22 protein-coding genes and 2 tRNA genes are annotated in these 24950 nt (G+C 70.6%); 18 read left to right on the top strand and 6 right to left on the bottom strand.

The annotated features are described in order from the left end of the window. The first annotated feature begins 162 nt into the window (after window positions 1–162). From ACH4SP_RS38990 to ACH4SP_RS38970, 5 genes are all read left to right on the top strand, one after another. Window positions 163–2346, top strand: coding sequence for an ATP-dependent DNA helicase UvrD2 (locus tag ACH4SP_RS38990; RefSeq protein WP_398422600.1), 2184 nt, complete (start codon window positions 163–165; stop codon window positions 2344–2346). Between the two features lie 197 nt (window positions 2347–2543). Then, complete coding sequence (locus ACH4SP_RS38985) at window positions 2544–2843, top strand: hypothetical protein (RefSeq protein WP_398422835.1); 300 nt, start codon at window positions 2544–2546, stop codon at window positions 2841–2843. Between the two features lie 173 nt (window positions 2844–3016). Continuing rightward, entirely contained in the window at window positions 3017–3385 is a 369-nt protein-coding gene (locus ACH4SP_RS38980) for a WhiB family transcriptional regulator (RefSeq protein ID WP_362418574.1), read from the top strand. Further along, window positions 3382–3711 carry a hypothetical protein gene (locus ACH4SP_RS38975; RefSeq protein ID WP_189820681.1) on the top strand — a complete coding sequence of 110 codons (330 nt, stop codon included), beginning with the start codon at window positions 3382–3384 and terminating at the stop codon, window positions 3709–3711. Before ACH4SP_RS38980 ends, ACH4SP_RS38975 begins: the two co-directional genes overlap by 4 nt. A 168-nt stretch (window positions 3712–3879) precedes the next feature. Then, window positions 3880–4092 (top strand): hypothetical protein, encoded by a 213-nt coding sequence (locus ACH4SP_RS38970; RefSeq protein ID WP_398422598.1) that lies wholly within the window; start codon window positions 3880–3882, stop codon window positions 4090–4092. Window positions 4093–4155: 63 nt separating this feature from the next. Here ACH4SP_RS38970 and ACH4SP_RS38965 read toward each other — a convergent pair whose 3' ends face one another. Together ACH4SP_RS38965 and ACH4SP_RS38960 are read right to left on the bottom strand one after the other, a co-directional pair. Next, window positions 4156–5538, bottom strand: a complete 1383-nt coding sequence (locus tag ACH4SP_RS38965) for an ABC1 kinase family protein (protein WP_398422596.1) — start codon at window positions 5536–5538, stop codon at window positions 4156–4158. 78 nt (window positions 5539–5616) lie between these two features. Next, a complete protein-coding gene (locus ACH4SP_RS38960; RefSeq protein ID WP_398422594.1) occupies window positions 5617–6771 on the bottom strand; it encodes a ThiF family adenylyltransferase in 1155 nt (384 codons plus the stop codon). A 221-nt stretch (window positions 6772–6992) separates the two neighbouring features. Between ACH4SP_RS38960 and ACH4SP_RS38955 the strand changes: the two genes are divergently transcribed. The 4 genes from ACH4SP_RS38955 to ACH4SP_RS38940 all read left to right on the top strand — a co-directional run bounded on the left by ACH4SP_RS38955 (window position 6993) and on the right by ACH4SP_RS38940 (window position 10876). Continuing rightward, a complete protein-coding gene (locus ACH4SP_RS38955) occupies window positions 6993–7535 on the top strand; it encodes a M48 family metallopeptidase (RefSeq protein WP_398422592.1) in 543 nt (180 codons plus the stop codon). A gap of 143 nt (window positions 7536–7678) precedes the next feature. Beyond that, entirely contained in the window at window positions 7679–9409 is a 1731-nt protein-coding gene (locus ACH4SP_RS38950; RefSeq protein WP_398422590.1) for a TerD family protein, read from the top strand. Window positions 9410–9422: 13 nt separating this feature from the next. Next, complete coding sequence (locus tag ACH4SP_RS38945) at window positions 9423–10103, top strand: AIM24 family protein (RefSeq protein WP_398422588.1); 681 nt, start codon at window positions 9423–9425, stop codon at window positions 10101–10103. Window positions 10104–10120: 17 nt separating this feature from the next. Continuing rightward, window positions 10121–10876, top strand: a complete 756-nt coding sequence (locus ACH4SP_RS38940) for an AIM24 family protein (protein WP_398422586.1) — start codon at window positions 10121–10123, stop codon at window positions 10874–10876. Between the two features lie 112 nt (window positions 10877–10988). On the opposite strand, the gene ACH4SP_RS38935 is transcribed toward ACH4SP_RS38940, so the two are convergent. Together ACH4SP_RS38935 and ACH4SP_RS38930 are read right to left on the bottom strand one after the other, a co-directional pair. Continuing rightward, window positions 10989–11510, bottom strand: coding sequence for an NUDIX hydrolase (locus ACH4SP_RS38935; RefSeq protein ID WP_398422584.1), 522 nt, complete (start codon window positions 11508–11510; stop codon window positions 10989–10991). After that, window positions 11507–12952, bottom strand: coding sequence for a zinc-dependent metalloprotease (locus ACH4SP_RS38930; protein WP_398422582.1), 1446 nt, complete (start codon window positions 12950–12952; stop codon window positions 11507–11509). The genes ACH4SP_RS38935 and ACH4SP_RS38930 overlap by 4 nt, the downstream gene beginning before the upstream one ends. A gap of 192 nt (window positions 12953–13144) precedes the next feature. Between ACH4SP_RS38930 and ACH4SP_RS38925 the strand changes: the two genes are divergently transcribed. From ACH4SP_RS38925 to ACH4SP_RS38910, 4 genes are all read left to right on the top strand, one after another. Beyond that, window positions 13145–14275, top strand: a complete 1131-nt coding sequence (locus ACH4SP_RS38925) for an SDR family oxidoreductase (RefSeq protein ID WP_398422580.1) — start codon at window positions 13145–13147, stop codon at window positions 14273–14275. A gap of 148 nt (window positions 14276–14423) precedes the next feature. Beyond that, window positions 14424–14897: a molybdenum cofactor biosynthesis protein MoaE gene (locus tag ACH4SP_RS38920; RefSeq protein WP_398422578.1), complete on the top strand. Its 474-nt coding sequence runs from the start codon at window positions 14424–14426 to the stop codon at window positions 14895–14897. A 102-nt stretch (window positions 14898–14999) separates the two neighbouring features. Next, window positions 15000–15245 (top strand): hypothetical protein, encoded by a 246-nt coding sequence (locus ACH4SP_RS38915; protein WP_398422855.1) that lies wholly within the window; start codon window positions 15000–15002, stop codon window positions 15243–15245. Between the two features lie 140 nt (window positions 15246–15385). Continuing rightward, entirely contained in the window at window positions 15386–16474 is a 1089-nt protein-coding gene (locus ACH4SP_RS38910; protein ID WP_398422576.1) for a PDZ domain-containing protein, read from the top strand. Window positions 16475–16513: 39 nt separating this feature from the next. Here the strand turns inward: ACH4SP_RS38910 and ACH4SP_RS38905 are convergent, their stop codons facing one another. Next, on the bottom strand, window positions 16514–17095 hold the full coding sequence (locus ACH4SP_RS38905) for a PPA1309 family protein (RefSeq protein ID WP_398422574.1): 582 nt from the start codon (window positions 17093–17095) through the stop codon (window positions 16514–16516). A gap of 137 nt (window positions 17096–17232) precedes the next feature. On the opposite strand from ACH4SP_RS38905, the gene ACH4SP_RS38900 reads away from it, so the two are divergent. From ACH4SP_RS38900 to ACH4SP_RS38885, 4 genes are all read left to right on the top strand, one after another. Then, the gene (locus ACH4SP_RS38900; protein WP_398422833.1) at window positions 17233–20121 is read left to right on the top strand and encodes a UPF0182 family protein; all 2889 of its coding nucleotides are present in this window, start codon (window positions 17233–17235) and stop codon (window positions 20119–20121) included. Window positions 20122–20284: 163 nt separating this feature from the next. Then, window positions 20285–20358, top strand: a tRNA-Met gene (locus tag ACH4SP_RS38895). A 164-nt stretch (window positions 20359–20522) separates the two neighbouring features. Then, window positions 20523–22517, top strand: coding sequence for a tetratricopeptide repeat protein (locus tag ACH4SP_RS38890; protein ID WP_398422572.1), 1995 nt, complete (start codon window positions 20523–20525; stop codon window positions 22515–22517). Between the two features lie 92 nt (window positions 22518–22609). Further along, window positions 22610–22683 (top strand) — tRNA-Met (locus ACH4SP_RS38885). 178 nt (window positions 22684–22861) lie between these two features. Here ACH4SP_RS38885 and ACH4SP_RS38880 read toward each other — a convergent pair. After that, the gene (locus ACH4SP_RS38880; RefSeq protein ID WP_398422570.1) at window positions 22862–23272 is read right to left on the bottom strand and encodes a Fur family transcriptional regulator; all 411 of its coding nucleotides are present in this window, start codon (window positions 23270–23272) and stop codon (window positions 22862–22864) included. Window positions 23273–23399: 127 nt separating this feature from the next. Between ACH4SP_RS38880 and ACH4SP_RS38875 the strand changes: the two genes are divergently transcribed. After that, window positions 23400–24875, top strand: coding sequence for a catalase (locus tag ACH4SP_RS38875; protein ID WP_398422568.1), 1476 nt, complete (start codon window positions 23400–23402; stop codon window positions 24873–24875). Window positions 24876–24950 lie beyond the last annotated feature (75 nt).

Genomic DNA, 24950 nt, shown 5'->3' with positions numbered 1-24950 from the left:
TCCCTCTTGCTCCTCTGATTCGCTGGGTAATCCGTACTGATCCGTACTCCCAGTGACTCGAACGTACGCGACCTGCCCACCATTCCCGTATTAGTACGACCGCGACCCGTCCCCTGTGGACAACCGCCGCACCCGTCCCTGCCGACCTGGCAGCATGGCAGGGTGACAGCAGCAACGCACTCCTCCCTTTTCCCGCAGGTCCCGGAGACGGCCGACGCGGTGCTCGACGGGCTCGACCCCGAGCAGCGCGAGGTCGCGACCGCCCTGCACGGTCCCGTGTGCGTCCTCGCCGGGGCCGGGACGGGAAAGACCCGCGCGATCACCCACCGCATCGCGTACGGAGTGCGCCTGGGCACCTACGAACCCAACAGCATGCTGGCCGTGACCTTCACCACCCGCGCCGCGGGCGAGATGCGCGGCCGGCTCCGCCAGCTCGGCGCGGGCGGCGTCCAGGTCCGCACCTTCCACGCCGCCGCCCTGCGCCAGCTCCGCTACTTCTGGCCCAAGGCCGTCGGCGGCGACCTGCCCCGCCTCGTCGAGCGCAAGGTCCAGCTGGTCTCGGAAGCGGCCGGACACCTCGGCATCCGCCTCGACCGCGGCGAGCTGCGCGACGTGACGGCCGAGATCGAATGGGCCAAGGTCACCCAGATCGTCCCCGGCGACTACCCCGCCGAAATCGCCAAGGCGCACCGCGAGGCCCCCCGCACCCCGGCGGAAATCAGCCAGATCTACGCGTCGTACGAGCAGCTCAAGCGCGACCGCTCGGTCATCGACTTCGAGGACGTGCTGCTGCTCACCGTCGGCATCCTCCAGGACCAGCACCTCATCGCTGACGAGTTCCGCCGCCAGTACCAGCACTTCGTCGTCGACGAGTACCAGGACGTCAGCCCGCTCCAGCAGCGGCTGCTCGACCTGTGGGTCGGCGAGCGCGACAGCCTCTGCGTGGTCGGCGACGCCAACCAGACGATCTACTCCTTCACCGGCGCCACCCCCGACCACCTGCTGAACTTCCGCACCCGCCATCCCGAGGCGACCGTCGTCAAGCTGATCCGCGACTACCGCTCCACCCCCCAGGTCGTCCACCTGGCCAACGGCGTCCTCGCCCCGGCCACCGGCCGCGCCGCGGAGCACCGCCTTGAGCTGATCTCGCAGCGCGACCCGGGCCCCGCCCCCGTCTTCCGGGAGTACGGCGACGAACCCGCCGAGGCCGAGGGCACCGCCCGCCGCGTCCGCGACCTGATCGCCGCGGGAGTCCCGGCGGGCGAGATCGCCGTGCTGTACCGCATCAACGCCCAGTCCGAGGTGTACGAGCAGGCGCTCGCCGACGCGGGGGTGCCCTACCAGCTGCGCGGGGCCGAGCGGTTCTTCGAGCGGCCCGAGGTGCGCGAGGCGATCGCCGCGCTGCGCAGCGCGGCCCGGTTCGGCCGCAACGACTCCCTGCTCGACGGCGTCGAGGGCCTGCCCGCCCAGGTGCGCGCCATCCTCAGTGGCAGCGGCTGGAAACCGACCCCGCCGGCGGGCTCCGGAGCGGTCCGCGACCGCTGGGAGTCCCTCGCCGCGCTGGCCCGGCTCGCCGAGGACTTCGCCAAGGCCACACCGCAGGCCACCCTCGCCCACCTGCTCTCCGAACTGGAGGAGCGGGCCGCCGCCCAGCACGCACCCACCGTCCAGGGCGTCACCCTCGCCTCGCTGCACGCCGCGAAGGGCCTGGAGTGGGACGCCGTGTTCCTGGTCGGCCTCACCGAGGGCATGATGCCGATCACGTACGCGAAGACCGACGAGCAGGTGGAGGAGGAGCGCCGGCTGCTCTACGTCGGCGTCACCCGGGCCCGCGTCCACCTGAGCCTGTCCTGGGCGCTCTCCCGCTCTCCCGGCGGACGCCCCTCCCGCACGGCCAGCCGCTTCCTGAAGGGCCTGCGCCCCGGCTCAGGGAGCCAGGTGGCCCGGGCGGCGGCGGGCGGCACCGCCACCCCGTCCGTGGCCGCGCCCGGCACCACCGTGCGCACCTTCCGGGGGCCGATCCGCTGCCGGGTGTGCGGGAAGACACTCATCGACGGCGGCGAGATGAAGCTGATGCGCTGCGAGGACTGCCCCTCCGACATGGACGAGGGGCTGTACGAGCGGCTGCACGACTGGCGAGAGACCCAGGCGGGGAGGCTCGGACAGCCCGGGTACTGCGTCTTCACCGACAAGACCCTCATGGCGATCGCGGAGGCCAGGCCGGACGCCGAGGGGGCCCTGGCCAGGATCGCCGGGGTCGGTGCCCGCAAGCTGCGGCTCTACGGAACCGACGTCCTGGCCCTCTGCGCAGGTCAGGAGCTCGACGAGGGCGCTGCGGAAGACTGAGGAAAACTCGTCGAGAAAATAGTTTGCGCTACTCCCCGGGAGCCCCATAGGTTCTTAACCACGGGAACAGCGGCTCTTCTCTGAAGCCCTGTTTTCGTGCTGTACTTATCCGAATACGCGTGTCTCGGCCTCGGCCGGGACCACCTAGACGCCGAGAGGAGGCGATTCCAGTGACCAGCTTCATTAACTTCACCAAAATGACCGATCGCTCTGTCGTCTCCACCTGCACCCTCGGCTCTTCGCTCGCTGCTACCGCTTCGCTGCGTGGCACTGGTCTGTCCGGCATCGCTGCCGTCAGCCCGGCTGCCCTGGCGAGCCTCCCCGTCAGGGAGAGCAATGAGCGACCGACCAAGGCACCGGAAGCAGCAGTAGCAAAGGCACAGGCGAAGGCCTATGCGTTTGCGGCAGCCGGTGCCGGATCGAAGACGCAGACGACGCAGCAGCACCACCTGATGTGGGCCTTCCGTGGGCTCGAACCCTGGAGTGATCCAGTCTGATCGACAATCAGACCGGCACCTTCAGGGCCGCGGAACCCCACCAGGGATCCGCGGCCCTTCTGTTTTTCCTGAAGCGGAACGACAGGACGAAGGGGCCTCGGGACCAAGCAACACCCGGTACCAGCCACCACTCGGCCAACAGGCCGGAACGAACAGACGAGGAACCCACCACCGTGCAACTCGACACGCACGCCCCGTCCGTACCGACTTCCCACCCGATCCCGCCGCCCGGTCTCACGGAGGACCCCACCTTGACTCCCCTCACCGCGCTCACCGCGCTCGACGACGCCATCGAGAACCTCGGCGTGCCCGTCCCCTGCCGTTCGTACGACCCGGAGGTCTTCTTCGCCGAGTCCCCGGCCGATGTCGAGTACGCCAAGTCGCTCTGCCGCACCTGCCCGCTGGTCGAGGCCTGCCTCGCCGGCGCCAAGGAGCGCCGCGAGCCTTGGGGCGTCTGGGGTGGCGAGCTCTTCGTCCAGGGCGTCGTTGTCGCCCGGAAGCGTCCGCGTGGCCGTCCGCGCAAGAACCCGGTCGCAGCATGAACATCACCGGCACAGGACCCATCGACCGCCCCCACACGCACGATCCCCAGAAGCAGGACCCGATGACCCCCACCACGTACGAGCCGTCCGGCTCCGCAACCTCCACCGCAAGCACCATCGGCGCGAACGCCTCGCGTCAGAACAGGACCCGCGAGATGCAACTCATCCCAGAAGCCTTGGCTCGTGCCCATATGCAAGAGCGTCGGCGGGAAGCCGACGCGGAACGCCAGGCCGTGCGCCTGGTCGCCGCCCGGCGCATGCAGCGCCGCGCGGAGCGCGTGTCGCTCCGCGCCCGCCGCGCGCTGGCCATGGCGGTCATGCAGTAGCGGACCGCCGCAGGCAAGCAGTACGCGCACGCAGTACGAGCACGTGCCCGCAAGGGCAGCGGCAGTACGAACAGAACCCCGTGGGGCCGGTCCGCAAGGACCGGCCCCACGGGGCGTTCACGGTGCGTTGGGGATCCGCCGTCCACCGGTGGGGTTTATCGTCGCGGGGTGGACCCGCAGAACTCCAGCCCCGCACAACCGGCCCCCGGGAACGGTGAGGAGACCGTCGTGTGCGCACACTGCGGCACACACGCCGAGGGCGGCGCCCCGCCGACCTGGACCTGCTCCGTCGAGAACGGCAGCCGCCGCTACTTCTGCGTCGACTGCGCCAGGGCCAACCTCCGAGCGATCGAAGGCCGCCTCGACTCCTCCTGGTGGTGACCCGGGCCACCACCCCGGCCCCGGCTTCCGCTCAAGCCCTGGCCATCGTCCCGGCCCCGGCTCCTACTCCGCCTTGGCCTGCACCTGCTCCGCCTCTTCCTCCCCGGCCTCGTCCCGGAACCCCGGCAGCCACTCCTCCAGTTCATCGCGCAGCCGCACCGTCGCCCCCAGCTGACAGAGCACCCCGATGGTGCTCAGCGTGACCCGGTGGATCAGCAGATAGGAGGGCGGCAGATTGAGCTGCTTGCCCAACTGGTGCGCGGGGGAGCGGACATCGGCGATCCGTCCCGCCTGCTGCCGCAGCCAGCTCCGGGTGAACGTGAACTCCTCGGCCGCGGCCGGCTCGATGATCGGCACCAGATAGTCCAGCACCGCCCCCGGGTCCAGCTCGATGGCCTCCTTGACGAACCCCTCGCGGCACAACATGCCGTACACCGCGTCGGCGTCGCCCTCCAACGTCGTCCGCAGCGCCTCGCCGATCGTGTCCGGCAGTCCGCCCGGCAGCCGGTCCACGGTCCCGAAGTCCAGCACGCCGAGCCGCCAGGGACCGTCCTCGGCCCCTTCCGGATCCGCGGGCAGCAGCCGGAAGTTGCCCGGGTGCGGGTCCGCGTGCAGCAGCCCGGTGCGGGCCGGACCCGAGAACAGGAACCTGGCCAGCAACTGCCCCGCCCGGTCCCGCTCTTCCTGCGACCCGTCCGCGATCACCTCGGAGAGGGGAGTCCCCTCCATCCACTCGGTCACCAGCACCTGGTCGCACTGGTGCACCACGTCCGGGACCACCACATCGGGGTCGTTCGCGAACTCGGCCGCGTGCTCCCGCTGGGCCCGCGCCTCCAGTTCGTAGTCCAGCTCCTCCGACACCCGGTCACGGAGCTCCGTGATCAGCGGCTTGATGTCCATGCCCGGGACCAGCGGCCCCAACAGCTTCGCGAACCGGCCCAGTTGGTTCAGGTCCGAGAGCAGTGCCTCGCCGGCCCCCGGGTACTGGACCTTGACGGCCACCTCGCGTCCGTCGTGCCACACCGCCCGGTGCACCTGGCCGATCGACGCCGCGGCCGACGGTTTGTCCTCGAACTCCTGGAACAACTCCCGCCAGTCCTCGCCCAGTCGCTCCACCAGCACCCCGTGCACGGTGCGGGTGGGCATCGGCGGAGCCGCCTCCTGGAGCTTCGTCAGCGCCGCCCGGTACGGCCCGGCTATCTCCTCGGGCAGCGCGGACTCGAAGACGGACAGGGCCTGTCCGAACTTCATCGCCCCGCCCTTCAGCTCGCCCAGCACCTTGAAGAGCTGTTCCGCCGTGCGCTGTTGCAGTTCCCGCCCGACGATCTCCGCGGACTTGCCGCCGATCCGTTTGCCGAGACCCCATGCGGTCCGGCCGGCGAAGCCCAGTGGCAACGCGGCCAGCTTGGCGGTACGTGTTACCGCCTTCCGGGGAAGATCAGACATGCGCCCCTCCAAATCCCAGACAGCCGCGCCGCGCGAACCCTGACGACAGTGCTTTGCTCAGTGCTCCTTCGACGGCGCCTACCCGGCCATTGTGTCGTGCGCCTTCAAGTTCCCCGAGGGGGTGTCCCCTTCCCCCCTCCCACCTGCACCGCAGACGCATTCGCGGTGTGCGGCGAACTGCTGCGCCCGCCACTCCAGGAGCGGCAGCGAGACCTCCCAGCGCGCACCCGTGCTCGACGGCAGCTCCCCGTCCAGGAAGGCCAGCGCATGGGCCGACGCCAGGCCCGACACAGCGGTGGCCAGGGCGACGTCGCAGGCCGGTACGCCGACCCGGCGCCCGGACCGCCACTGCGCCAGCATCCTCGGCCACCCGGGGTCGAGCTCCGCCCGCACCCGCTCCAGGCACCCGGCACAGGCACTCCCGCCCGGCAGCACCAACGGCCCCACCACTCCCGTGGCCTCCACCACTCCCGCGTAGAGGTGAGGAATCCCTGACCCGATCCAGGCCCGGGAGGACGCCGGATCGGGTGCGTACGCCTCCAGCCCGTCCCGGGGCGTCACCACCACCAGCGACAGCCCCGGCTCACCGGCGCACTCCGATTCCCTCGACCCCTCCCTCGGCCCCTGTCGTGGCGGTCGGCCGGGTGCCGCCCTGCGGACCGCCTGGCGTGCCGCGGTGTCGCGCCGCGCACCGACGGACTCGGCCGGCACCCCGCCCGGTGCCACGTCCCAGGCCTCCACACGGCCGCCGTCCAGCACGTCGACCCGGCCCACTCCGGAAGCGGAGAGCAACGAGGCGACGGTCGCGCCGACCCGCCCCGCCCCGCGCACCTGGACCCGCGCCGCCCGCCGCGCGGCCAGCCGCCGCGCTCCGCCGCCCGGCTCCGGGTGCACCACCGTCAGCGAGGCCAGATCAGGCCGCAGCCGGTCGAGCTCCCCGGCCCGCTCGCGCAGGGCGTCGGCGCCCGGCCCGCCCGCCGTCACGTCGTCGATCAGCCCCGCCGCCGTCAGCCGGGAGACCAGGGTGTCCACCTGCCCGTCCGGCAGCCCCATCGCCCGGCCCTCCGTCCGCAGCAGCGGTATGGAGCGCGTCCCGTCCAGCAGCTCGATCATGCTGCCGGTCGCCGTGTCCACCGGCCCCACCAGCACCGCGTGCGCGGACGTCAGCCCGAACTGCACGCTCTGCCGGTCCCGCCAGGCCCGCCGCAGCGCGGGCTTCACCCTCGGATGCATGTCCCGGTCCCCCGTCCTGTCGTCCTGTCGTTCCGTCGTCCCGTTGTGCAATCTCTTCGTCGCTCTGCGTGCCGATCTCAGAATGCAGGTCCGTGCGGATCGGTGCCGAAAGTTGTCCACAGGCCCGGGTGTTAGTCGTACTGGAGACTCCGGCCGGAGGGTTCCGGCCGGAACGCTCCGGAGAGACGACTTCCGCCACCTGCAGCGGGTACCGTCGGGGCGTGTCAGTCGACCCGTCCCCCCGCTTCGCCGTCGAGGTCCGCAGAAGCGCCCGGCGCAGCCGCACCGTCTCCGCCTACCGCGAGGGTGACCGCACCATCGTGCTCATCCCCGCCCGGATGTCCGAGGCGGAGGAGCAGCGCTGGGTGGGCGTGATGCTCGACAAGCTGGCGGCCCAGGAGAGCAAACGCACCATCGGTGACGACGACCTGTCCGAGCGGGCCGGCCGGCTCTCCGCCCAGTACTTCAACGGCCGGGCGAAGCCCGCTTCGGTGCGCTGGGTGACCAACCAGAACACCCGCTGGGGCTCCTGCACGCCCGCCGAGGGCAGCATCCGCCTCTCGCACCGGCTCCAGGGGATGCCCGAGTACGTGATCGACTACGTGCTCCTCCACGAGCTGGCCCACTTGCTCGTCCCCGGTCACGGAGCGCCCTTCTGGCAGCTCCTGGAGGCGTACCCGCGCACCGAGCGGGCCCGCGGCTACCTCGAAGGGGTGGTCGCCGCCGACCGCCTGCCGCACCTCCCCAAGGCGCGCGGCGAGTAACGCTCCGCACTTGTGTCCCGGAGCGGCGACGGCTCTCCGGGGCGATCTGTACCGACTGTGTACCGGCTTGCCGCACTGTCAGTGTTTGCGGTTAGCCTCGGACGCGACGCATCCAAATTCGGAACGGGGGACGGTCGTTACGTATGGCCAGGGACTTCCAGCGCGGCCACAAGGCCAAAATCAGCGACCTCACAGCAGGGACGGATCTGTACGTAGGTGTACAGATCGGTGCTCCCGGACTGACCTTCGACATCAGCTGCTTCGGCCTCGACGCCAACGAGCAGCTGACCGACGACCGCTATTTCATCTTCTTCAACCAGCCCAAGTCGCCCGAGGAGTCGATCCAGCTCCTGGGTGCGCAGGCCGGTGACACAGAGTCGTTCCGGGTCACCCTGGACCGCATTCCGTCGCACATCCACAAGCTGTCGTTCACCGCGACGCTCGACGGTGCGGGGCAGATGTCGCAGGTCGCTCCCGGGTACATCAGGGTCGTCGCCGGAGGCGAAGAGGTCGTCCGGTACGCCTTCACAGGAGCCGAGTTCAGCACCGAGCGCGCCGTGATGCTCGGGGACTTCTACCTCAAGGACGTGTGGCGCTTCGCCGCCGTCGGGCAGGGCTTCGACGGCGGTCTGGAGGCGCTGCTGAAGAACTTCGGCGGCGAGGTCGCCGAGGAGGAGCAGCCCGCGGCCCCGGCGCCGCAGCAGGGCGGCGTCCCCGGTTTCGCCCCGCCCGCCCAGGCCGGCCCCGCCCAGCCCGTACCGCAGCAGCCCGCCCCGTCCTTCGGTGCTCCCGCGCAGCAGAGCGCACCGCAGGCCCCGGCCCCGCAGGCGCCCGCGCAGCAGCACTACGCGCCGCCGCAGGGTGCCACCCCGCCCCCGGCGCCCACGCCCGCCGTCCCGCCGGTGCACGCCGCGCAGACGATCGCCGCACCGCTGCACACGCAACAGCCGTACGGACAGCCGCCGCACGGCCCGCAGGCGCCCCAACCGCCCCAGCAGTACGGGCAGGTTCCGGGACAGGCCCCGAGCCAGGGCGGTCAGTACGGCTATCCGCCGGCCGCACCAGCCGCCCCCGGCCCGTACGGACAGCCGCAGGGCCAGCCCCCGCAGCAGCCCCCGCAGCAGCCCCCGCAGCAGCACCAGCCGTACGGCCAGCAGGGCATGCCGCCCCAAGGGATTCCGCAGGGCATGCCCCAGGGTGCGCCGCAGACCGCCCCCGGTCTCCAGTCCGCTCTTGAGAAGTACCGCGAGACGCCCACCGGCCAGCGCTGGACCCCGCAGAACGAGCAGCTGATGCGGGTCGACCTCGGCAACAACGGCACACCCGTGCTCGCCCGCCAGGGCAGCATGGTGATGTACCAGGGCAAGGTCGACTTCAGCTACAAGGGCGCGGGATTCGCGGGCCGCATGGTCGGCAACGCCACCGGCCAGGAGATGCAGCTGATGCGCTGCACCGGGCAGGGCCAGGTCTTCTTCGCGGAGAACGCGTCCCACCTGCACCCCATCGAGCTCCAGGGCGACGGCATCTGCGTCTCCGCCGAGAACGTCCTCGCGTTCGACGAGACCCTCCAGCACGAGGTCCGCCGCATCGAGGGCCACGGCATCCCCGGCGGCGCGCTCTTCACGATGATGTTCCACGGCACCGGCACCGTGGTGGTCAAGACCCAGGGCATCCCGGTCGTCCTGCCGGTCACGCCCACCACGTTCGCCGACAGCAACGCCATCGTGGCCTGGTCGGCGGCGTCCCAGGTGATCCTCTCCAGCCAGGTCAGGCTGCGCCGCCAGGCGTTCCCCGGCCACAGCGGGGAGACCGTGAACCTCCAATTCCGGGGAGCCCCCGGGAACTTCATCGTCGTCCAGCCGTACGAGGTCTGAGGGAGCCCGAAGAATGAACCAGCAACTCGCGGGCTTCGCCCCGACACCCGTCGCCGCCCGCATGGAGAACCACGGCCGGTCCATGGTCAAGATCGCCATGGTCACCGGCCAGGACCTGTACGCGCGTACGGGCTCGATGGTCGCCTACGAAGGCTTCGTCCAGTACGAGCCCAACCCGCCCGCCGTACGCCAGATCGCCTCGCAGTGGATCACCGGCGAGGGCGCCCCGCTCATGAAGTGCGCCGGTGACGGCCTGCTCTACCTCGCCGACTACGGCGCGGACGTCGTCATCATCAACCTCACCAACGACGCCCTCTCGGTCAACGGCACCAACCTGCTCGCCTTCGACGCGTCCCTCCAGTGGGGCGTCGAGCGCGTCAAGGGCCTCGCCAAGTTCGCCGGCCAGGGTTTGTGGAACGTGAAGGTCTCCGGCACCGGCTGGGTCGCCCTCACCTCAAGAGGCACCCCGATCGTCGTGGACTGCGGCCGCGGCGACGACGAGACGTACGTCGACCCGGACGCCCTGGTCGCCTGGTCCCCGAACCTCAAGGTGAAGGGCAAGCGCAGCTTCAAGGCGTCCTCGCTGATCGGACGCGGCAGCGGCGAGGCGTACCAGATGGCCTTCTCGGGCCAGGGCGTCGTCGTCGTACAGCCCAGCGAGGACAGCTCGGACCGGCTGCGGATCAGGAACTGAGGGGGATAGGGAACATCATGCAGAGCCCGCTTTTCGGCTATACGGAACAGCAGTCCGCCGAGCGCTACACCGCGCAGAACCCGCAGCTCCTGCGAGTCGCCCTGACCGGCCACGACGACGTCCTGGCACGCAAGGGCAGCATGGTCGCCTACCAGGGGCTGATGGAGTTCGACGGTGAGTACCAGTCGCAGCAGCAACAGCGCGCCCGTGCCAACACCGGTGAGGGCCTGGACCTGATGCGCTGCTCCGGGCAGGGCACCGTCTTCCTCGCCAACCTCGCCCAGTACGTCCACGTCGTGGACGTCGACCAGGACGGCCTCACCGTCGACAGCAGCTACGTCCTGGCACTGGACTCGGCGCTGCACACCGAGGTCGTCGCCGTGGACAGCCAGTACGGAATCTCCGGCTCCGGCAAGTACCAGCTGAATGTCTCCGGCCGCGGCAAGGTCGCCCTGATGACCTCGGGGCAGCCGCTGATGATGCAGGTCACGCCCGACCGCTACATCAGCGCCGACGCGGACGCGGTGGTCGCCTGGTCGGCGTCGCTGCGGGTGCAGATGCAGGCGCAGACGCACTCCTCGGGGGTACGGCGCAGGCGCGGCAACACCGGCGAGGGCTGGGAGCTCAGCTTCCTCGGCCAGGGCATCGTCCTGGTCCAGCCCAGCGAGGTCATGCCGCCGCAGAACGCGGTGATCGGCCAGGGCATGGCCGCCCAGTACGGTGTCGGCCAGCAGGGAGCGCACGGGCAGAACCAGAACAACGCGTGGAACTGAGCGTTGGCGGCGGGGTTCACTTCGCGCGGGCACGTCGTGGCTGGTCGCGCAGTTCCCCGCGCCCCTGGGGTGGCAGGCCTCTTCGAGGCTGCCACCCCAGGGGCGCACCGCTCTACAGCGCCGCGCGCACCCGCTCCACCAGTCGTACGACCGACTCGTCGGCCACGTCCGCGACCTCGTCGTAGCCGAACCAGCGCAGGTCGTCCGACTCGTCGCTGATCGCCTCGACCGCACCGGCCGGGGCGATCGCCGCGTACTGGAGGTCCAGGTGCCAGTGGCAGGGCGCCGGGATCGGGTGCCGGTCCAGCCGGACCGGACCGCCCGGAAGCAGCGTCAGCCCCGCGATGCCGGACTCCTCCGTGGCCTCCCGCAGCGCGGCGTCCGCCACCGTCGCGTCACCGCTCTCGCAGTGGCCGCCCATCTGGAGCCACATCTTCAGCTTCTTGTGCAGGGTCAGCAGCACCCGGCCGTGCTCCGGGTCCACGACCAGCGCGCTGGCCGTCAGGTGCCCGGCCGTGCAGGCCTTCCACATCCCGTCCGGGTGCGCCGAGAGGTGGTCCAGGTACTGCTGGCGCAGCTCGTCCTGGTCCTCGTACCCCTTGAGCACGAGGACCGCGTCGTCGTGCAGGGTCACTTGGCGCCCTCGTCGCCCTTGTCGCCTTCGTCGTCCTTCTTGAGGTTCGGCTTCTGCTCGGAGGGGTTGCCCGCCGCCTCGCCGAGCATCTTGTCCAGCTCCGAGAAGTCCATCTGCTCGCGGTGCACGAACCCGTCCGGGTCGTCCAGGTCGTCCGCCGTCGGCAGCATGTCCGGGTGCTCCCACAGGCCGTCGCGGCCCTCGTGGCCCCGCGCGTCCGTGAGCGAGGCCCACAGCCGGGCGGCGTCCCGCAGCCGGCGCGGACGCAGCTGCATGCCCACCAGCGTCGCGAACGTCTGCTCTGCGGGACCGCCCGACGCACGCCGCCTGCGCAGCGTCTCGCGCAGCGCGTCGGCCGACGTCAGACGCGGCTTCGCGGCCTCGTGCACGACCGCGTCCACCCAGCCCTCGACGAGCGCGAGCGCCGTCTCCAGACGGGCCAGGGCTGCCTTCTGCGCCGGGGTCTCCTCGGGCTGGAACATGCCCTGCTGGAGCGCCTCCTGAAGCTGCTCGGGGTTGGACGGGTCGAGCCCGCCGACCGCCTCCTCCAGCTTCGAGGTGTCCACGGTGATTCCGCGGGCATAGCCCTCGACCGCACCGAACAGGTGCGAGCGCAGCCACGGCACGTGCGCGAAGAGCCGCTGGTGGGCGGCCTCGCGCAGCGCCAGGTACAGCCGGACCTCGTTCTCGTCGACGCTCAGGTCCTTGCCGAACGCCGCCACGTTCAACGGCAGCAGCGCCGCCTTGCCGGCCGGGCCGAGCGGCAGACCGATGTCGGTCGACCCGGTCACCTCGCCCGCCAGCACGCCGATGGCCTGCCCGATCTGCTGGCCGAACATGGCGCCGCCCATGGAGCGCATCATGCCGATCAGCGGGCCCGCCATGGCCTGCATCTCCTCCGGCAGTACGTCGCCCATGGCAGCGCCGACGCGCTCCGCCACCGGGTCCACGAGCTGCTTCCACGCGGGCAGGGTCGCCTCGACCCACTCGGCGCGGCTCCACGCCACGGCGGTGGTCGCACCGGAGGGCAGCGACGTCACGCCGTCCAGCCAGTGGTCGGCGAGGCGCACGGCCTCCTCGACGGCGGAGCGCTCGCCCGGGCTGACGCTGGAGTCCTTGGTGCCGTCGGACGTGCCCTGCGCGACGGTCTGGCGGGCGATGTCCTTGGCCATGTCCCAGTTCACGGGACCGCCCTCGTAGCTCAGCATCTGGCCGAGCTGCTGGAAGGCGGCGCCCAGGTCGTTCGGGTTCATCGAACCGAACATCGCGGCGAAGGGATTGTCACCCCCCGGCCCGCCCATGCCCGGCAGCGAGCCGAACCCGAAGGGGTTCGACGGGTCGCCGCCGGAACCCTGCCCACCACCGGCAGGGTCCTTCTTCTTGCCGTCGCCGTCCTCCGGCTCCTCCGGCGGAAGGCCGAATCCGAATGGGGTGTCACTCACGGGTTTCCTCGGCTCGTAGGGCCGTCGGCTCGTGCCGACGGCGGCTGCCCGACATCACCACCCAGCGTAGACACCAGAACCTGATTCCGGTCTCGGTGCTCCGCGGGCTCGGGGCCTGCGGCAGGATGGACGCCACCTGGTCCGTACGCGCCAACTTGCGTACGTACTGAAGACAACCGCTGGAGACGCCCGGTGAGTTCCCCAGATCCGCAGGTTCGCGCAACAGATTCCAAGGTTCGCGCAGCGCGAAACCGCTCAACCCCCGCAGTGCGGGGTCCCGTGGTCGCGGTCACCGGTGCCGCGTCCGGTGTCGGAGCCCTGCTGACCCGCAGACTGGCGGAGTCGGAGGAGATCAAGCAGGTCGTCGCGATCGACGAGCGGCGCGGCGAGGTCGCCGATGCGCAGTGGCACATCCTCGACGTCCGCGACCCCGCCATCGCCGAGAAACTGCGCGGCGCCGACGTCGTCGTGCACCTGGCGCTCGACCTCGACCTGGAGACGGACCCCGCTGCCCGTACGGCGTACAACGTGCGCGGTACGCAGACGGTGCTCACGGCCGCCGCTGCCGCCGGGGTGCACCGGGTCGTCCTGTGCACCTCCGCCATGGTCTACGGCGCCCTGCCGGACAACGACATCCCGCTCTCCGAGGACGCCGAGCTGCGCGCCACCGCCGAGGCCACCGGGGTCGGCGACCTCCTGGAGGTCGAGCGGCTCGGCCGCCGCGCGCCCCGGGCCCACCCCGGCCTCAACGTCACCGTCGTACGCCCGGCCGTCCTGGTCGGCGGTACGGACACGGCGCTGACCCGCTACTTCGAGTCGCCCCGCCTCCTGGTGGCCGCCGGATCCCGCCCCACCTGGCAGTTCTGCCACGTCGAGGACCTGGTCAGCGCCCTGGAGTACGCGGTGCTGGAGAAGGTCGAGGGCGAGCTCGCGGTCGGCTGCGACGGCTGGCTGGAGCAGGAGGAGGTCGAGGAGCTCAGCGGCATCCGCCGGATGGAACTGCCCTCCGCCGTCGCCCTGGGCGCCGCCGCCCGGCTGCACCGGATCGGCCTCACCCCGTCCCCCGCGGGCGATCTCGCGTACACCATGCACCCCTGGGTGGTCAGCGTCTCGCGGCTGCACGACGCGGGCTGGCGGCCGCAGTGGACCAACGAGGAGGTACTCGCCCAGCTCCTTGAGGAGGTCGCGGGCCGGCACACCCTCGCGGGCCGTCGCCTCGGCCGCAAAGATGCCACGGCGGCGGGTGCCGCGGGGGCGACGGTCGCACTGCTCGGCACGGCCGCCCTGGTACGCCGTGCCCGCAAGGCCCGCCGCCGCATCTGAACCCGCACGGCAGCACCGGCCGGTACGGGCCGTAGGAGCCCTCATGCCTGTAGGAGCCTCATGCCTGTAGGAGGCTCCATACGGCTCGCACGCGTGCCGGTCGAACGCGCAATTCCCCGTTGTCGGTGGCGTACGGCACGATGGGCTCATGGCAGGCACCCCCAGCACCCCGAACACCCACCCGGGCGAACAGGCGGCCCAGGACCCGATCCGGCTGCTCGCGGTCCGCGACACCCCGCTCTCCCTCGACGAGGTCTTCCGGGCCGTCGGTGAGGACGCGGCGGGCGGTACCGCCCTGTTCGTCGGCACCGTCCGCAACCACGACGGGGGCGCCGACGTCGACACCCTGGGCTACTCCTGCCACCCCACGGCCGAGGCGGAGATGCGCCGCGTCGCCGAGAAGGTCGTCGCGAACCACCCCGTGCGGGCGCTCGCGGCCGTCCACCGGGTGGGCGACCTCGCGGTGGGCGACCTGGCGGTCGTGGTGGCCGTGTCCTGCCCGCACCGCGCGGAGGCCTTCGACGCCTGCCGCATGCTGATCGACGACCTCAAGCACGAGGTGCCGATCTGGAAGCACCAGAAATTCTCGGACGGCACGGAGGAATGGGTGGGAGCGTGCTGAACGCCAAAGCTCTTCTAAGCGGCTAAATCCGGCTAAACGCCTCTGCCGTCAACCGCCACGATTTGCGTAACCGGACCCCTGGCCCGAGCGTTGAAGCAGCGGATGGTTAATCTGCTGATCGGCTGGCTGCGATCGCTCGGATTGTTCAGCGGTCGCTCACTGGGTCGGGAGGTCGGAATGGCTGTACTTGCCTGGTTGCTGATTCCGCTTTTCGCAGCTGTCGGGGCTGCGATATGGGGAAGCTGGGCCGCCCGAAATCGCACTACCGGCGATGTCGCCGAACTCGCGGGTTACGAGAAGTTCCGCGAAGCCATGCAGAAGTCGCATTCCGGTTCCGACGCCGCCTGACGCGCGGCCCGGCCGCCGTACGAGCCGCCCGCGCTGCCTGAGCCGTACGAGCCGCCCGAGAACGCCGCGCTGAAGCCCCCGCGCCCCGTACGGACCGGCCCCAGCGGTGCACCCGCAAAGCCTTCCCGTACTGTCGTTCCATGCCACGCCGCACTGCGACGATGCTCGCCTCCACCCTCATCCTGATCGCGCTCCTCTGCGCGGGCGTCCTCATCAAAGTGCCCTACTCGGCAATGTCCCCGGGGCCGACGGTGAACACCCTCGGCCAGGCCAGTGGTGAGCCGGTGCTCCAGATCTCCGGCCGCAAGACGTACCCGACGACCGGTCACCTCAACATGACGACGGTCCGGGTCACCGGCGCCGACTATTCGATGAACCTGGTCGAGGCGGTCTACGGCTGGCTGGCGCACGACAGCATCGTGGTGCCGCACAACACGCTCTACCCGGACGGCAAGACCGAGGAGCAGTCCACCCAGGAGAACGCCGAGGAGTTCAGCCAGTCCCAGGAGAGCGCGAAGGTCGCCGCGCTCAAGGCGCTGAAGATTCCCGTCGCCACGCGCGTGGTGGTCGCGAGCGTCGTCAAGGACACCCCTGCCGAGGGGAAGCTGCACGCGGGGGACGTCATCCGCGAGGTGGACGGCAAGAAGGTCGAGGAGCCGGGGGACGTCTCCAAGCTCGTCACCCAGCGCAAGCCCGGCGAGAAGGTCGTCTTCACCGTCGTACCGGCCAAGGACGCCGAGGCCGCGGAGAAGGCGCACAAGGAGCCCACCAGCACCGAGAAGGTCGTCATCACCACGAAGCAGGCCGGGGACAACGGGCGGCCGATCGTCGGCATCCAGGCCGGGACCGACCACACCTTCCCGTTCACCATCGACATCAAGCTGGCCGACGTGGGCGGCCCCAGCGCGGGCCTGATGTTCTCGCTGGGCATCGTCGACAAGCTCACCGAGGGCGACATGACGGGCGGGAAGTTCGTCGCCGGTACGGGCACGATCGACGAGAAGGGCAAGGTCGGCCCGATCGGCGGCATCCAGATGAAGACGGTCGGCGCGCGCAAGGCGGGCGCCGAGTACTTCCTGACGCCCAAGGACAACTGTGCGACGGCCGCCGCCGACGTCCCGGACGGGCTCACCCTCGTCAAGGTCGACACCATCGACGACGCGATCAAGGCGATGGACGGCATCCGCAAGGGAGACGCGGCCGGCCTGCCGAAGTGCACGACAGGCTGACCGTCACCGTCACCTCGGAATCGTTGCTGTTCAGAGGCTTTACGACTCGAACGTCGCCGCCAGCGCCTCGGCCAGTCCGGGCACCAGGTCGGGCCCCGTCAGCACCTCGTTCGGCGAGTCCTTCTCGCGCAGCCGGATCGCCGATTCGCGGGCCCCGCCGCGCAGCACCGCCACCGTCATCCGTACCTCCTGCCGGTCCGGGTGCCGGGCGACCCACTTGGTCAGCTGGGCCCCCTTGAGGCCCTCCGGCACGGACGCCTCGGCGGACGGCGGCAGCATCAGGCGTTCCACCGTGAGGGCGCAGCCCGTCACCGAGGCGGGCCAGGCGATCGTGCCGAGGAACTCGTCCAGGGCCTTGCCGCGCGGAATCTCCTCCTGCTCGATCGGCGTGAACCCGGCCGTCTGCGCCGCGTCGATCCCGAGCTGCGAGGCGAGCCCCGGCTCCTGCTTGCGCAGCTTCGCGGTGTCGACCAGCGCGAACAGCCGGGCGGGCTTGTCCCAGCCGAGGCCGGACGCGTACTCGTCGATCTCCAGGACGGCCCGGGTGAGGGGGCTCGCGGCCATCGGCGTGCCCGGTGCGGGCATCGGAGGGGTGTGGTCTGAGGGGGAGGAGTTGGACATGGTGAATATCCTGCCTCCTTCGGCCCCCAAAGCGGGAACTGAGTAAAGCTTCAGTAAGTTGCATAGGTACGGCTCCGCGGACGCGGGGCCCCGCAAACAACACAGCGAACTTCGAGGTGCGCACGTTGGCTTTCCAGATGCCGGACCGCGGCGGAGGCCCGACCGGGCCACGGATCAGAGTGGGCCGGCCCTCCCGGCGCGCCCGGACCCTGCTCATGACACTGGGTGTCCTGGCCGTCCTGGCCATGGCATTCGTCATGTTCGCCGGGTTCTGGACGGACTGGCTCTGGTACCGATCGGTCAAGTATTCGTCCGTATTCACCACCACTCTGTGGACCAAGATCGGTCTCTTCGTCGTCTTCGGTCTGCTCATGGCAGCCGCCGTCGGCGTGAACATCTGGCTGGCGCACCGGCTGCGGCCGCCGCTCAGCGCGATGTCGATGGAGCAGCAGAGCCTCGACCGCTACCGGATGGGTCTCGCTCCGTACAAGAAGTGGGTGCTCGTCGCGATCACCGCCCTCGTCGGGCTGATCGCCGGTGCCTCCGCGTCCGGCCAGTGGCGCACCTGGCTGCTGGCCCTCAACGGAGTGCCGTTCGGCCAGAAGGACCCGCAGTTCGACCTGGACGTGTCGTTCTACGCGTTCGACCTGCCGTGGTACCGCTTCCTGCTCGGCTTCGGCTTCGCGGCCGTGGTGGTCTCGCTGGTCGCCGCCGCCCTCGTGCACTATCTGTACGGCGGGCTGCGCCTGACCAGCCCCGGTGCGCGCGCGACCGCAGCGGCCACGGGCCACCTCTCGGTGCTGCTCGGCATCTTCGTCGCCCTGAAGGCCGTCGCGTACTGGCTCGACCGGTACGGCCTGGCCGTGAAGTCCAGTGACTTCAAGGCCACCGGCAACTGGACGGGTCTGCGGTACGTCGACGCCAACGCCTACCTCCCGGCGAAGACGATCCTGTTCTGCATCGCCGTCATCTGCGCCGTGCTGTTCTTCGCGACGCTGTGGCGCCGCACCTGGCAGCTGCCGGTGATCGGCTTCGGCCTGATGGTGCTCTCCGCGATCCTGATCGGCGGGCTCTACCCGGCGATCGTGCAGAAGTTCCAGGTCCAGCCGAACGAGCAGGCCAAGGAAGCCCCGTACATCGAGAAGAACATCGATGCGACCCGCCAGGCGTACGACATCGACGGCGCCAAGGTCACCGACTACCGGGGCACGAACGACAGCGGCAACAACGCGAAGCTGCGCAAGGACGCCGACACGGCGGCCAGTTACCGCCTCCTCGACCCGAACGTCGTCTCGCCGACCTTCCGCCAGCTCCAGCAGGAGCGGAAGTACTACCAGTTCCCGCAGACCCTCGACGTGGACCGGTACAACGGCCAGGACACCGTCATCGGCCTGCGCGAGCTGGACCTCAAGGGCATCCCGAAGCGGAACTGGATCAACGACCACTTCTACTACACCCACGGCTACGGTGCGGTGACCGCCAAGGGCACGTCCATCAACACGGACACCGAGGGCGGCCCGGAGTTCACCGAGTCGGGCCTCCCCGCCAAGGGCGTCCTCACCGACAAGGCCAAGTACGAGCAGCGGATCTACTACGGCGAGAAGACCGAGCAGTACTCGATCGTCGGCGGCCCGCAGCAGGAGCTCGACTACGAGAAGAACGGCGAGGACACCAAGACCACCAGCTACAAGGGCGGCAGCGGCGTCAACCTCTCCAATCCGCTCAACCGTGCGGCCTACGCCGTCACGATGAGCGAGCCGCAGATCCTCTACTCCGGCGCCATCGGCGAGGGCTCGCGCATCCTGTACAACCGCACGCCCAAGCAGCGCGTCGAGGCCGTCGCCCCCTGGCTGACCATCGACGGCGACGCCTACCCGGCGATCATCGGTGACCGCATCCAGTGGATCGTCGACGCCTACACGACGACCAACGGCTACCCGTACGCGTCGCGCACGACGCTCGGGGACACCACGACGGACTCGCTGACCACCAACCAGCGCGCCGTCGTCGCCCAGCAGAACCAGGTCAACTACATCCGCAACTCGGTGAAGGCGACCGTCGACGCGTACGACGGCACGGTCAAGCTCTACGAGTGGGACGAGAAGGACCCGGTCCTCAAGACCTGGAAGAAGGCCTTCCCGGGCACGGTCGAGGCGAAGAGCAAGATCCCGGCGCAGCTCAAGGAGCACCTGCGCTACCCGCAGGACATGTTCAAGGTCCAGCGCGAGCTGCTCACCCGCTACCACGTCGAGGAGCCGAAGCAGTTCTACAGCGGCTCCGACGCCTGGCAGATCCCGGACGACCCGACGACCGACGCCAAGGGCGCCGTGCCGCCGTACTACCTGAGCCTGAAGATGCCCGGCGACAAGGAGCAGAACTTCTCCCTGACGACGACCTTCACGCCCAACGGACGTCCCAACCTCGGGGGGTTCATGGCGGTCGACGCCGATGCGTCGAGTCCGAGCTACGGCACGATAAGACTGCTGAGGGTGACGGGCGACGTGCCCGGTCCGCAACAGGTGCAGAGCCGCCTCAACGGCAACGCCGACGTCGCCGAGTTCGTCCGCAACATGAAGGGCGCCAACTCCAACATCGAGTACGGCAACCTGCTGACGATCCCGCTCAACGACGGATTCCTGTACGTGGAGCCGGTGTACGCGGAGGGCAACAGCGCCCAGTACCCGCTGCTGAAGCGGGTCGCCGTGTCGTACGGCAAGGAGACCGTCTTCAAGAACTCGCTCGCCGAGGCGCTCAACGCGGTCTTCGGTGAGAAGGGCGCGGAGCCGCCGCCGGACAAGGGCGACGGCACCACCAAGCCGCCGGCCACCGGCTCGGCGGCGCTCCAGAAGGCCATCGCGGACGCCCAGGCGGCGTACGAGGAGGGCCAGAAGGCGCTGGCGAAGCAGGACTGGGCGGCCTACGGCAAGGCCCAGGAGAAGCTCCAGACGGCGCTCCAGCAGGCGGCCGACGCCCAGAAGGCACCGCCGGCCAAGCAGGACCCGAAGGAGCCCGCGAAGAACGAGTAGGCCCTGGCAGGCCCTCGCACAGGCCCCAGGTCAGGGCCTGTGCGAGGGCCGGCGCAAGACCGGCGCAAGACCGCGCAAGGTCGGTGGCAGGGGCCGGTGGCAGGGGCCGGCAGCAGGCCGGAAAGGCCGCTCCCCGCGTCGTGGTACGGTTGCACAACAACGACGCGGGGTGGAGCAGCTCGGTAGCTCGCTGGGCTCATAACCCAGAGGTCGCAGGTTCAAATCCTGTCCCCGCTACTGAAAAGACGAGGGCCCGGATCCATTGAGGATCCGGGCCCTCGTCGTATGTCCGCGCACCGTATGTGTTTGACTTGTCGCCCTGTGGGCATGTCGACAAAACGCTGTAGTGACCTCAATGACTGCGGTATACCAGGTGTACCCGGGTTGCGGGTGGTGCGACGATGAAAACTATGGGGGACAGGGCAACTCTGTTGGAGACAGGGCGGGTTGAGACAACGCGGGACAAGAAGACTCGGGACGGGGCGACGCGGTCCGGGCCGGCGCAGGACGAGACCGGACGGATCGACACCGGACGGGTCGACACGGGCCTGCTGGAACAGCGGCGCCCCACCGAAGGCACCGACGGCACGGACACCGCCACGGCGGAGGACGAGGTGCGCCACCGGCAGGCCGCCGCGAACGGCGACGCCGCGTCCATGAGCGTCCTGGGGTCCCTGCTGCTGCGCCGCGGCGACCTCGACGGCGCCGAGCCCCATCTCCGCGCCGCCACCGCGGAGGGCGACCGGGCCGCCGCCAACAACCTCGGCGTCCTGCTGCTCCAGCGCGGGTACGCCGAAGAGGCCGCGGGCTGGTGGCGCATCGCCGCCGTCGCGGGGTCCGCGGCCGCCGCCCACGCCCTGGGCAGGCACTACCGCGAGCGCGGCGACGAGCCGGCCGCCGAGTACTGGCTGCGCCAGTCCGCCGAGCACGGGCACGCGCTGGGCGCCTACGCCCTCGCCGACCTCCTCGAACACCGCGGCGACGTCGGCGCCGAGCGCTGGCTGCGCGCCGCCGCCGAGCAGGGCCACCGCGAAGCCGCGTACCGCCTCGCCCGCCTCCTCGACCGCCGCGCCGGAACGCCCACGGGCGGCGGGGCCGCCGCGGACGTCGCCAGCCGGCGGGGCATCACCTGGGACACCGACCCGCGCATGCTGCGCTCCTCCTCCGTCGCGCCGGGCGAGAAGCCGCCCGAGGTGGAGGCCGAGCAGTGGTACCGGCAGGCCGCCGCGCGCGGGCACCGCCGGGCCGCCCTGCACCTGGGCGTCATCCTGGAGGCCCGCGGCGAGCTCAAGGAGGCCGGGCGCTGGTACCTGACCTCCGCCAAGGACGGCGAGCCGCGCGCCGCGTGCGCGCTCGGCTTCCTGCTGCGCGACGCGGGCGACGAGGAGAGCGCCGCCGTGTGGTGGCTGCGCGCCGCCCAGGAGGGCGACGGGAACGCCGCCAACGCGCTGGGCGCGCAGCACGCCGCCCGGGGCGAGCAGCAGACCGCCGAGCGCTGGTACCGGGCCGCCCTGGACGCCGGCGACATCAACGGGGCGTACAACCTGGGACTGCTGTGCGCGGCCCAGGGGCGTACCGCCCAGGCCGAGCAGTGGTACCGCAGGGCCGCCTACGCCGGACACCGGGAGGCGGCGAACGCGCTGGCCATTCTGCTGCTGCAGGGCGGCGACCCGTCCGGCGCCGAGCCGTGGTTCTCCAAGGCGGCCGAGGTCGGCAGTGTCGACGCCGCCTTCAACCTGGGGATCCTGCACGCGGGCCGGGGCGACGAGCAGGGTGCGCTGGAGTGGTACGAGCGGGCTGCGGCGGCCGGGCACACGGAAGCCGCCCTTCAGGTCGGCATCGCACTGCTGCGGGACGGCGACGAGCGCGACGCGGAGGCCCATCTGCGGCGGGCCGCGGGCGGGGGCAGCGCGGAGGGCGCGTTCCGGCTGGGAATGCTGCTCGACGCGCAGCAGCCGCCGGCCGGGCCGCCCGTGCTGGGCGAGCCGGTGGACGAGAAGTCGGAGTGCGAGGAGTGGTACGAGCGGGCCGCCGAGCAGGGGCACCGCCGTGCGCAGGTACGGGTCGGGATGCTCGCGGCCGGCCGGGGCGACGTCGAGGGCGCGGCGCGGTGGTACCGGGAGGCGGCCGAGGCGGGAAGCCTGGGCGGGGCCTTCAACCTGGGGCTGCTGCTGGCGCGTGAAGGGCGCGAGCCGGAGGCGCAGCTCTGGTGGACCAGGGCCGCGCACGCCGGGCACGGGCGGGCGGCGCTGCGGCTGGCGCTGCTGGCGGCCCGGCGGGGGGAGCTGGGCGAGGGCGAGCGCTGGTGCGTGCGGGCGGTGGAGCTGGGGCCTGCGGAGGTGGCGGAGCGGGCGGCCCGGTTGCGCGACGCGCTGCATCAGGAGCTGACGGCTTAAGGCGTACGGGGGGCTTGGTACGGCCCCTCGTGCGCCCCCTCGCAAGTGATTTGCGCTGGTCGGGGGGCGGGGCGTAGGCTTGTGTCTACCGACGCGGGGTGGAGCAGCTCGGTAGCTCGCTGGGCTCATAACCCAGAGGTCGCAGGTTCAAATCCTGTCCCCGCTACTGAAGTAGTGAACACCGGTGGCCCGGAACTTGAGAGAGTTCCGGGCCACCGGTGTTTTGCGTATGTGCAGGTAGGGGTGCGGGGCCAGCAGAGGTACGGGGCTGGGGCGGCGCACAGGGGTACGGGGCTGGGGCGGCGCGGCTGTGCTGCGCGCGCCCTCAGCGCCGGACGGGCGGATTACGCGCAGTTCGGGCAGATCCCGCGGTACGTGACCTCGACGTTCGAGATCGTGAAGCCGAAGCGCTCGGTGTCCGGGAGGTCGGAGAGGGGGTTGCCGGCCGGGTGGACGTCGCGGATCGCGCCGCACTTCGCGCAGACCAGGTGCTGGTGCGGGCGGTGGGCGTTCGGGTCGTAGCGCTTGGCGCGGCGGTCCGTGGCGACCTCGATGACCTCGCCGAGGGAGACCATCTCGCCCAGCGTGTTGTAGACCGTGGCGCGCGAGATTTCCGGGAGCCGGTCGACGGCGCGGGCGTGCACCTCGTCCGCCGTCAGGTGCATGTGGTCCCCGTCGAGGACCTCGGCCACGACACGTCGCTGTGCGGTCATGCGCCAGCCGCGTCCGCGCAGTCGTTCCAGTAGGTCGCTCATGTCTTCCAGCCTAACAGGGGAGGGACCTCAGTCCCGAACGATTGTGACTCTGGATGTTCACTTGACTTAGACAATGTCCATTGTAGGATCGTGAACAGCGATAAGCCAAGGGACAGGACTTGCAGGAATGACGCAGGAGGCGCACGTGACATCGCAGGGACCGCTCACCACCGAGGCCGGCGCACCGGTCGCCGACAACCAGAACAGCGAGACGGCCGGTGTCGGCGGGCCCGTGCTCGTTCAGGACCAGGCACTGCTGGAGAAGCTCGCGCACTTCAACCGCGAGCGGATCCCGGAGCGCATCGTGCACGCCCGCGGCGCCGGTGCGTACGGCACCTTCACGCTGACCCGCGACGTTTCGCAGTGGACGCGTGCCAAGTTCCTCTCCGAGGTCGGCAAGCAGACCGAGACCTTCCTGCGCTTCTCGACCGTCGCCGGCAGCCTCGGCTCCGCCGACGCCGTCCGTGACCCGCGCGGCTTCGCGCTGAAGTTCTACACGGAGGAGGGGAACTACGACCTCGTCGGGAACAACACGCCCGTGTTCTTCATCAAGGACGCGATCAAGTTCCCGGACTTCATCCACACGCAGAAGCGCGACCCCTACACGGGCAGCCAGGAAGCCGACAACGTGTGGGACTTCTGGGGGCTCAGCCCGGAGTCGACCCACCAGGTCACGTGGCTCTTCGGGGACCGCGGCATTCCGGCGACGCTGCGCCACATGAACGGGTACGGCTCGCACACGTACCAGTGGAACAACGAGGCCGGCGAGGTCTTCTGGGTCAAGTACCACTTCAAGACCGACCAGGGGATCAAGAACCTCACCCAGGACGAGGCCAACAAGCTCGCGGGTGAGGACCCGGACAGCCACCAGCGCGACCTGCGCGAGGCCATCGAGCGCGGTGACTTCCCGTCCTGGACGGTGCAGGTGCAGATCATGCCGGCGGCGGACGCGGCGACGTACCGCTTCAACCCGTTCGACCTCACCAAGGTGTGGCCGCACGAGGACTACCCGCCGGTCGAGATCGGCAGGCTGGAGCTCAACCGCAACCCGCAGAACGTCTTCGCCGAGGTCGAGCAGTCGATCTTCAGCCCCGCGCACTTCGTGCCGGGCATCGGCCCGTCCCCGGACAAGATGCTCCAGGGCCGTCTCTTCGCGTACGGCGACGCCCACCGCTACCGCGTCGGCATCAACGCCGACCACCTGCCGGTGAACCGCCCGCACGCCACCGAGGCGCGGACGAACTCCCGTGACGGCTTCCTTTACGACGGCCGCCACGCGGGCGCCAAGAACTACGAGCCGAACAGCTTCGGCGGCCCGTTCCAGACGGACAAGCCGCTGTGGCAGCCGGCCGTGGTGACCGGCGCGACCGGCAACCACGGGGCGTACTCGCACGCCGAGGACACCGACTTCGTGCAGGCGGGCGACCTCTACCGGCTGATGTCCGAGGACGAGAAGGGCCGCCTGATCGAGAACCTCGCGGGCTTCATCTCCAAGGTGTCGCGCGACGACATCGCCGAGCGCGCCGTGAACAACTTCCGCCAGGCGGACGGCGACTTCGGCAAGCGCCTTGAGCTTGCGGTGCAGGCGCTGCGCAGCGAGTAGGCGGTACGCGGTACGGGTTCCGGCACGGGTGTCGGTGCCGGTACGTACGAGCCGGTGGGCCGGGTTCCCTGTGCG

Source organism: Streptomyces sp. NPDC021093 (assembly GCF_044333135.1).
Taxonomy (GTDB): domain Bacteria; phylum Actinomycetota; class Actinomycetes; order Streptomycetales; family Streptomycetaceae; genus Streptomyces.
The sequence above is the reverse complement of the archived record's forward strand: the minus strand, read 5'-3'. Positions and strand labels throughout refer to the sequence as shown.